Below are 9746 nucleotides of genomic sequence, written 5' to 3'. Positions count from 1 at the left end.
GCCGCCGACAATCCCCGAGAGCATCGCCAAAAATGTCAGCATCGGCAGCGACACAAGCAGCGCCATTACCCGTGGCAGCACCAACAGTTCCATTGGGTCCAGGCCCAGGGTGCGGATCGCGTCGATTTCTTCGTTAGCCTTCATCGAGCCGATTTGCGCGGTAAAGGCGCTGGCCGTTCGGCCGGCGATCAGGATGGCGGTAAGCAATACGCCGAATTCTCGCAGGAAAGAAAAGGCCACCAGGTCCACGGTAAAAATCGTCGCACCGAAGCTTTTGAGCACGGTGGCGCCGAGGAACGCCACCACGGCGCCCACCAGAAAGGTCAGCAACGCGACGATGGGCGCAGCGTCGAGGCCGGTTTGTTCGATATGCGCGACCATCGGTGTGATGCGCCAGCGCTTGGGGCGTAAAACGCCACGGGCGAAGGTTTCGAGGATCAGGCCGATAAAGCCCAGCAGTTTCATGCCGTCCTGCCATACCGTGTCGACAGCTCGACCGATACGCGCCAGCACTTGGATACCGGCGGCTTCTTCCGGCTCTTTGTCGGGTACGCAGAAATCGTTCAGGGAGCGGTAGACGGTTTTGAGCAGTGCCCGGTCGGCGGTAGACAAGCTGCAATCGGTCTGCTCGGCGGAATGCTCGATGCGCTCCGGGCCCAGCAACTCGACCAGCAGCGAGGCACCCGCGGTATCCAGGGCGCCGAGGCCATTGAGGTCGATGCGTGCACCGGCGTCGTATTGGCCGTCGAGCTTGTCGCTCAGCTTTTTAAGATTGGCGTAGTGGGCAAGCGTCCAGTCCCCCGTAATCCTGAGCAACGGGGGAACGCTGGAGGTGTCGAGGTGGGCTGCGCCGGCCGTGGTACGAGTGGTCATAAGCTCCGAGCTTGTTTGGCTATCCACAATTGCTACGTAATAGCACGATACGGCCTACTTTGGGTTGTCCGTTTGTGCTGGGTCAGTGACTTTAAAACGCAGCACGCCGATGACTTGCCCATCCTCCGTCAACACCTGCACCTGCCAGCGCCCGACCGCGTCGGCCGGGAAGTTCTGCTTGTGGGTCCAGGCGCGATAGCCTTCCTTGCGTCCGCCATGGATATCCAGGGCGATGCGGTCGACCTCTTGGCCGTTGAATTTCCACACATGGTAAATCCGCTCATCCAGCCCGCGTGGCGCGTTGATCGCGGTGTAAGCGTACAGCCCGCCGCTGCGCAGTTGCGCGGCGGTGACTTCCTTGAGGTCATCGCCCGGTGTGCGGTCTTGCAGCTGGGTGCTGATCGCCACTTCGGTCATCCACAATGTGGCCGGCGGCACCCAGCTGCGCAGGAACCAACCGGCGCAGCCGATGGCGGCCGTCACCCCGAGCAGCATCGCCCAGCCTTTGACGCTGCGCAGCGGCAGGCTCGCGGCCAGGCTCGGGATCGACAGCGCCATGGCCACGCCGAGCGCCAATTTGTAACTCTCGGCGGTAGTCAGGTGCATGATGATGGGCAGTGCGGTGAGCAGTGCCGCGAACAAGGTCAGGGTGTGCAGCGCCAGGAACAGCGAGCGCTTGGGTGCCAGCCACTTGTAGTACAGCGGGTCGGTGATCGACACCAGCGCCGCCGCGCCGAGCAGGCCAGTGAATACGGATTGGCCGCTGTTCCAGGCGGTGGTGACGAAAAAGAACGGCAATACGAAGAACAGGCTTTCCTGGTGGATCATCTGGGTCGCGTAGCGCAGCAGCGGCTCGGGGATTTCGCGCTTGAAGACTTTGGCGAACAGCTGGGTAAAGCTGTTTTCCAGCATCAGCCACAGCCAGCTCACCAGCATGATCACCGCGATCCAGCTGGCCATGCCCTGCTGGCGGTCCACCAGGATGAAGCTGCACACACCGGATATGAAACCGCCGAGTGCGATCACCCCTGGATAGCGCTTGATCAGTTCGATAATGCGCTGGATAAGGGGCGGTAGATTTGGCATTGGCGATTCACAATTGGTGTAGGAAAAATCCCAGACAGAATAACGTCTTAGCCCTGTGTTCGGTGCCTCATTACGTGATCCGTTTGCGATAAAGGCGCACGCCGATCAACACACTGGCGATCAGCACGAGTACACCGGCACCGATCCAGCTCAGGGCGTCATAGCTCAGCAAGGGTTTTTCGATGCGCCAGTAGCCCTTCTGGTTAAACACCTCGCGCATGGCCTGGTTGGTTTGCGCCAGGTTGACGGCCTTGATGCGCATGGCCGGGTCGCTGATATGGCCATCGGCATAGTCGCCGGCAGCGCTCCAGTAATAGTCGGCCAGCGCGCTGTTACCCTGCACCGCCCAGGCTTGGCGCGCGATGGCAGCTTGCTGCAGGCGGGCGAATACCGCTGGGTCGAGGCCGTCCTTGAGCAGTTGTGCCGTGAGGTTCTGCAACACCTGTTCAGCCTCAGGGAGTTTGTCGCGCTCAAGGTCGGCATTCAGGCTGAGGAAGCCGACGCCGCCGAGCACTTCGCGCTCACTCCATGGGCCGTAGGACAAACCGTGCTTGAGGCGCAGCTGACGGTACAGCGCCCAGTCGAGGTAGTCCTTGAGCAAATCGTAGGTTTCATCGTGTTGGTCGTCCAAAACCGGTTCGGGGAACAGCCAGTGCAGTTTGGCGCTGTCACCAACCCAGCCGTGGATAAGGTCGCGATGGCTGGCGGCGGTGTGCTGGATTTCCGGCAGCGGCCGGTGCTCGGTGGGTTCGACCGGATCAAGTTGACCATAAGTGCGCTCCAGGTACGCCGGAAGCAGTTTGTCGAGGTCGCCGACGATAATCAGGGTCATGTTGTTGGGCGCGTACCAATGTGTGCGCAGGGTTTGCAATTGATCACGGGTCAGTTGGCTGACTTCGGCACGTTCGGCGCATTTGAGCCCCAGTTCGACGGCCAATTGGTTGCTGGCGGTGTGACCCAGGTCCTGGCGGTCGAGCAAGCGTTGCAGGTGCGAGTAATGGCCGCCGTCTTCGCGCTCGACCACTTTTTTGGCGGCATTGATGTTCGCGTCGGTCAGTTCGGTGCGGGTGAGGATCGCCAGTAACAGGTCCAGCACCTTGCGCTGGTTTTGCGCGGGTGCCTCGATCACAAAGGTGGTATCGGCATTGCTGGTGTAGGCGTTCCATTCGCCGCCGAGGGCTTGCATGCGGTCCTCAAGGTCGCCTTCACCACCGCCGTCGATGCCGCTGAACAGCAAGTGTTCGAGCAAGTGCGGCAGTTCTTTTTCGTCGCAGGGAAAGTCATCCAGGCCTACGCCGACCACCAGGCGGATCGCCACGTGCCCACGCTCGGTGCCCGGCTTGAGCAGCAATTGCAGGCCGTTGGGCAAGGTGTAGCCTTCGACTTGCAGGCGGTCGAAGGCAAAGGTGTGTGCCGAGCCCATGAGCAGGCAGGCAAGTAACAGGCGACGCATAACAAGCTTCCTGGCGGGTGAGGTCCATTGTTAACTGACTTCACGGGCCATCGTATGTTCAGGGCGAATGAGTGATGTCGGCAATATCTTCGGCGGAGAGTGCGCCGGTGTCTGAGGTTTCCAACACTACATAAGCACTGCTGCAAAACAACGAGTTCAGGCGTTTCATGTCGGCAATCAGCTCCAGGTGCAGGGAACTGGTCTCCATGCTCTGTACGATTTTACGCTGCAGACGGCTGACGTGGGCGTGGGCCAGGCGGCGCTCCTGGGCGCGGAAACGGCGCTTTTCACGCAGCAGTTGGCGGGCGCTTTCGGGGTCGGCGCTGAGAAACACCGACAGGCCCAAGCGCAGGTTGGCAATCAACTGGCTGTGCAGGCCGGTGAGTTCTTCCAGGCCGACTTCGGAGAACTGTCGGCGCTGTGAGGTTTTCTGCTGCTGGACTTTGCGCAGCATACGTTCGATCAGGTCGCCGGCCAGCTTGAGGTTGATCGACAGCTCGATGATCTCCGCCCAGCGGCGGCTGTCCTGTTCACTGAGGTCTTCGCGGGGCATTTGCGCCAGGTAAAGCTTGATCGCGCTGTAGAGGGCCTCGACGTCATCGCTGAGGCTGCGCATTTCCTGGGTAATGGCGGTTTGCTTGCCACGCAGTACTTCGAGCATGGCGGTGAGCATGTTGTCGATCAGGTCGCCCAGGCGCAGGGTCTCGCGGGCGGCGTTGGCCAGCGCCAGGCTTGGGGTGGCGAGCGAGGCCAGGTCCAGGTGACGTGGCCTGGCTTTGCCGTTGGTCTCCTGTTGTTCCGGCAGCAACCAGGCGCACAGGCGCGCCATTGGCCCGATGGTGGGCAGCAGGATCAGGCAGCGCGTGGTGTTGTAGAGCACATGGAAGGTGATGACCATGCCTTGGGCGCTGTAGTCCAAACCATCCATCCAGCGTACGAGAGGGTCGAGCACCGGAATAATCAGCAACAGGCCGATCAGTTTGTACAACAAGCTGCCCAGCGCGACCTGGCGGCCGGCAGCGTTCTGCATGTTGGTGCTGAGGAAGGCCAGCACACCACTGCCGATGTTGGCGCCGATCACCAGGCCGATGGCCACGTGCAAGCCGATCACACCGGCACCGGCGAGGGTGGCGGTCAGCAGTACGGCGGCCAGGCTGGAGTAGGAAATCATCGCAAACAGCGCGCCGACCAAGGCATCCAGCAGAATATCGCCGGTCAGCGAGGCGAAGATTACTTTGACGCCTTGGGCATGGGTAATCGGCCCGGCGGCTTCGACGATCAGTTGCAGGGCCAGAATGATCAGGCCCAGGCCGATACCGACGCGGCCCATCTGCCCCGCCCGCGTCTGTTTACGCGAGAGGAAGAAAATCACCCCAAGAAAAATCAGCAGTGGCGACAGCCAGGACAGGTCGAAAGTCAGTACCCGCGCCATCAACGCCGTGCCGACGTCGGCACCGAGCATGGTCGCCAGCGCCGGCATAAGGCCCATCAAGCCCTGGCCGACAAACGACGTCACCAGCATCGCCGTGGCGTTGCTGCTCTGCACCATGGCCGTCACCAGGATACCGGCGATAAACGCCAGCCAGCGCTTGGACATGTTCTGCCCGATGACTTGGCGCAAGTTGGAACCGTAGACCCGCAAGATGCCGGTACGGACGATGTGCGTGCCCCAGATAAGCAGGGTCACGGCGGAAAGCAGATTGAGCAAGGTCAGCATGCTCGGCCCCCCGTGTGGGTGTGCTCCAGAAAGAGCAAATGAGAATTGCCGCGTGCCGTTCTACGTCTTGTACTTAAGCTGTAGTTGGCGAATGGGCTCTGCGCCAGCATCGCATAGCTAAAGTGGGGATTGAAACAAAACTGTCATGAAGATCGTTCCCACGCTCTGCGTGGGAATGCATCCCGTGACGCTCTGCGTCGCTTTGAGGGCGGACGCGGAGCGTCCTGAGGCGGCATTCCCACGCGGAGCGTGGGAACGATCAACAACGATCAACAGCAGCGGGTCAGGTTTATTGACCCGGAATGTCCTTGCGCAGTTTCACAGGATCCTGCTGTTTCTTCTTTTTCGCGATGGCGGTGCGCATCTTGATGTTCACCGCTTCTACTGCCAGCGAGAACGCCATGGCGAAGTAGACGTAGCCTTTTGGCACATGCACGTCGAAGGATTCGGCAATCAGCACCGTACCCACCACCAGCAGGAACGACAGCGCCAGCATCTTCAGCGACGGGTGCTTGTCGATGAATTCGCTGATGGTGCCCGCAGCCAGCATCATCACCAGTACGGCTACCACGATCGCAGCGACCATGACCGGCACATGGGAAACCATGCCGACAGCCGTGATAACCGAGTCCAGGGAGAACACGATGTCGATGATCGCGATCTGGATGATGGTGTAGATGAACTTGCCACCCTTGCCGCCCGGCTCGTCGTGGGTTTCGTCTTCACCTTCGAGGGCGTGGTACATCTCTTGGGAGCTTTTCCACAGCAGGAACAGGCCACCGAAGAACAGGATCAGGTCGCGACCGGAGATGCCCTGGCCGAAGACCACGAACAGGTCGGCGGTGAGTTGCATGACCCAGGTGATCGACAGCAGCAACAGGATTCGCGTGACCATGGCCAGGGCCAGGCCGAAGATCCGGGTGCGCGCCTGCATATGCTTGGGCATGCGGCTGACCAGGATCGAAATCATGATGATGTTATCGATGCCCAGGACGATCTCGAGGGCCGTCAGGGTGAAGAAGGCAATCCAGATTTCCGGATTGGTCAGCCATTCCATGTGTATTCCTTTGAGCAAATGTGAAACCGCGCAAGCTGCAGCGCCGCGCGGTCAAGTCGTTACGATTATAGAGTGCTGAACAGCGGAAAAATCCCCATCAGCAAAGCGGCGAACATTATGCACAGGCACACCAGCACTGCCCACTTGAGGGTAAAGCGTTGGTGATCGCCAAACTCGATCCCGGCCAGGGCCACCAGCAGGTAAGTCGATGGTACCAGCGGGCTGAGCAAATGTACGGGTTGGCCAACGATGGACGCACGGGCCATTTCCACAGCGGTGATACCGTAATGGCTGGCCGCTTCGGCGAGCACAGGCAGTACGCCGTAGTAGAACGCGTCGTTGGACATGAAGAACGTGAACGGCATGCTTACCAGCGCGGTGATCACTGCGAGGTACGGGCCCAGCGCTTCCGGGATAACCGCCAGCAAGCTCTTGGACATGGCATCAACCATGCCGGTACCGGACAGAATGCCGGTGAAGATGCCCGCGGCGAAGATGAGCCCGACGACTGCCAGCACGCTGCCGGCGTGGGCGGCGACGCGGTCTTTCTGCTGTTGCAGGCACGGGTAGTTGACGATCATCGCGATACTGAACGCCACCATGAACAGCACTGGCAGCGGCAACAGGCCGGCAATCAGGGTGCACATCAGTGCGAAGGTCAGTGCGCCGTTGAACCAGATCAGCTTGGGGCGACGGGCGTCAGGGAATTGCGACACGCTGATCTCGCTGTGATCGATCTCGTCGCCCTGCAGGTGCAGTTCACCCAGGCGGGCACGTTCGCGTTTGCCGTACATATAGGCAATCACCAGGATCGCCACGACGCCGACAGCCATGGCCGGGATCATCGGTACGAAGATGTCCGACGGGTCTACATGCAAAGCACTCGCGGCGCGGGCAGTCGGGCCGCCCCACGGCGTCATGTTCATCACGCCGCCGGCGAGGATGATCAGGCCGGCCATGATCCGCGGGCTCATGCCGATGCGCTGGTACAGCGGCAGCATGGCGGCCACGCAGATCATGTAAGTGGTGGCGCCGTCACCGTCCAGGGACACCACCAGGGCCAGTACGGCGGTGCCGACCGAGACTTTCAGCGGGTCGCCCTTGACCATCTTGAGGATCTTGCGCACGGCCGGGTCGAACAGGCCGGAGTCGATCATCAGGGCAAAGTAGAGAATGGCGAACATCAGCATTACGCCGGTCGGCGCAAGCTTGGTGATGCCCGCAAGCATCATCGGGCCGATCTCGGGGGCAAAACCACCAAACAGGGCGAACAGGATTGGCACAATGATCAAGGCAATCAGCGCGGACAGGCGCTTGGTCATGATCAGGTACATGAACGTGATGACCATGGCGAAGCCAAGGAAAGTCAGCATAGGAATACTCCGGGCGTAGCGCGGCTAGGGAATGGCGAACCGGGTTGGGGTCAGCGCAGTACGAAAGGCACGTAGCGTACGAGTGGAGTTGGAGCGAACAGGCGGGTAGTAGCGGACATCAGGAATCACCATTGTTGTTGTTTACAGCCGGTCTGTTGCCGGCAGTGGGGGCGATCCTAGACGGGGAAGCTTTCAGCCAGCTTTCGCTGTGCAAGTCAGATGATGGAAGGTTTGTAGGAGTTTTCTTTAAGGTGACTCAGGGCAGCTCCAAACCGCCTGAGGCTTTGTGCAAGGCGCGCAGGTGCTCGCCCATCTGCTTGAGGTTGGCTTCGCAGGCGGCAATCTCGTCGGCGCGTGAAGGGTCCAGCAGCGCCCTCACCTCTTTATCCAGATCGCCGGTCAACGATTGCAGTTGCTTCTGGCGCTCGGCGCTTTCCGATTCCAGGCGTTTGGCTTCCGAAGGTTGCGGCAGGCCGTAGCCGCCGCTGTCGAGCAATTCCGCCGGGCGGCTTAGAAAACCGCTGTTGGCGAGGATCTGTTGCAGTGTGTTGTTGGCTTTTTCCATGCCGCCGTTTTTCAGCTCACGGGCATTGAGGTAGCGCTGCTTGACTTCGTCCTGGGCCAGCATCAGTTGTTTGCGATAGCTGGCTTGTTCCAGCAGCAGCAGCGCGGCGCTGGTGCGCAGGTCGGCCTGGATGAACCACTGGCGGCGTTCTGCGGCACTGAGGGCGAGCCAGTCTTCGACTTGGGTCTGCTTGATCGGCAGGTGTTTGCGCAGCACGTCGAACATCGCCTGGTAGCGCTCGCGGAACGAGTCGAAGTGATAACCCAGGCGCAAGGCTTCGCGCTTGTCGTCTAGCACACTGGTATCAGCCAGGCCGCGGGCACTGAGCACCTCGAGCAAGCCGTTGGGGGTGATGTTGTCCAGGCCGGTCAGTTGCGGGTTGGCGCTGCCGCTGCGTAGCAGCTTGAGGCTCTCCACCGCGCAGTTGTTGGAGATAAAAAAGTAATTGCCGTCGTAGCTCCAGTGCATCTCGGCGGCATGTTCGACGGTGTCGTTGATCTCTTGGCGGGTGAGCTTGAGCGGCACCGAGGCCAGGCCGCGCAGTTCAGTCTTGGTGTATTCGTCGATCACCTGCGCCAACGGCAGCACAAACAGCCGTGACGGGTACTTGCCCACCAGCCCATCCCAGCTCGAGAGCTGTACGTCACCGACGAAAGCGCGGTAAGACAACACCAAGTGCTGGTCCAGGTCCAATCGGCAATCCGGACCACGCGGGCGGCCGGGTGCGCAGATCACCAGGCGCAACATGCTGTGGCCCCAGCGGCTCACCAGATTTTGGTTGGCCTCGGCCAGCAAGTAGTCGATTTCATACACGCGCTCCGGGTCGATCTGGCCCAACGGCGTTTTGGCGAAGTCGTTACCGGCGTTCAGGAACGCGTAGGTCTTGGCGCAGGTGTCTTGTTCGGGCGGTGCCCAGCCGAAGTGTTCCTTGTAATAGCGAAACAGCGCGGGGCGACGGCAGGCATAGCTCGGGTCAAGTAGGAAATACTCCATATTGACCGCCACGAACTCCAGCGGGCTGGTGGTTTCGTAGATATCGGGGCTGCGGGCGACCTGGTGGTTGTGTTGCTCGCGCTCGCCGCGACGGCCCACGTATTGGGGCCAGCCGGCAATGTCCAGCAGGCGCGGGTCGTCACTCAGGGTGAAACGACGGTCGTTCTGGCCACGGCATTGATCGGGCAGGCCGATCAGGCCGGTGATGTTGTTCTGGCGGCTGCAGCGTTGGATCAGGCGGCGCTCGTCTGTGGACCACAAGCGCGCACGGTCATAGATGTGGGTCAGCTCATGCAGCACGGTGGCGAGCATTTCGCGGCGCACAGTGCCATGGGGGCGATTGGTCTTCTGGGTGGCGGCGCTGCCGTCGGTGAGGCTGGCGAGCAGGTTGCTGTTGAGGTCCAGTTCGGACACCAGAGAAGCCTGGCCATAGGCGTTTTCAGGCATCTTGTCGGTCCAGCCGACATCAATACGCCGGTCCAACTGCTCGATAAAGCGCGGCGGCAGAGCGCGCATCGCTTCGTCGAGCAACGCCTGGCTTGCCTGCTGTTCGGCCGGGCTCAAGCCATCGGTCTTGAGCCGCAGTTGCAGGCTGGCCTGGGCTGCGCCTGCACAGAGCAGCACAGTCC

The 9746-nt window shown here is 60.9% G+C and carries 7 protein-coding genes; all 7 read right to left on the bottom strand.

Going from position 1 to position 9746, the window contains the following annotated elements:
• Window positions 1-873 (bottom strand): ABC transporter permease (locus tag FEM54_RS15290; protein ID WP_138451722.1); only part of this gene is annotated, 873 nt, incomplete at its 3' end.
• Window positions 874-927: 54 nt separating this feature from the next.
• A complete protein-coding gene (locus tag FEM54_RS15285) occupies window positions 928-1959 on the bottom strand; it encodes a DUF5924 family protein (protein ID WP_017139074.1) in 1032 nt (343 codons plus the stop codon).
• A 70-nt stretch (window positions 1960-2029) separates the two neighbouring features.
• A complete protein-coding gene (locus tag FEM54_RS15280; RefSeq protein ID WP_138451720.1) occupies window positions 2030-3412 on the bottom strand; it encodes a M16 family metallopeptidase in 1383 nt (460 codons plus the stop codon).
• 58 nt (window positions 3413-3470) lie between these two features.
• Window positions 3471-5129 carry a Na/Pi cotransporter family protein gene (locus FEM54_RS15275; protein ID WP_017139072.1) on the bottom strand — a complete coding sequence of 553 codons (1659 nt, stop codon included), beginning with the start codon at window positions 5127-5129 and terminating at the stop codon, window positions 3471-3473.
• A 289-nt stretch (window positions 5130-5418) separates the two neighbouring features.
• Window positions 5419-6186, bottom strand: a complete 768-nt coding sequence (locus FEM54_RS15270; RefSeq protein ID WP_017139071.1) for a TerC family protein — start codon at window positions 6184-6186, stop codon at window positions 5419-5421.
• 65 nt (window positions 6187-6251) lie between these two features.
• Window positions 6252-7559 carry a CitMHS family transporter gene (locus tag FEM54_RS15265; RefSeq protein ID WP_017139070.1) on the bottom strand — a complete coding sequence of 436 codons (1308 nt, stop codon included), beginning with the start codon at window positions 7557-7559 and terminating at the stop codon, window positions 6252-6254.
• 256 nt (window positions 7560-7815) lie between these two features.
• The gene (locus FEM54_RS15260; protein WP_138451724.1) at window positions 7816-9741 is read right to left on the bottom strand and encodes a DUF7844 domain-containing protein; all 1926 of its coding nucleotides are present in this window, start codon (window positions 9739-9741) and stop codon (window positions 7816-7818) included.
• Between the last annotated feature and the right edge of the window lie 5 nt (window positions 9742-9746).

Origin of the sequence: Pseudomonas edaphica, assembly GCF_005863185.1 — a bacterium.
GTDB lineage: Bacteria > Pseudomonadota > Gammaproteobacteria > Pseudomonadales > Pseudomonadaceae > Aquipseudomonas > Aquipseudomonas edaphica.
This window is presented reverse-complemented; position numbering and strand designations above follow the sequence as displayed.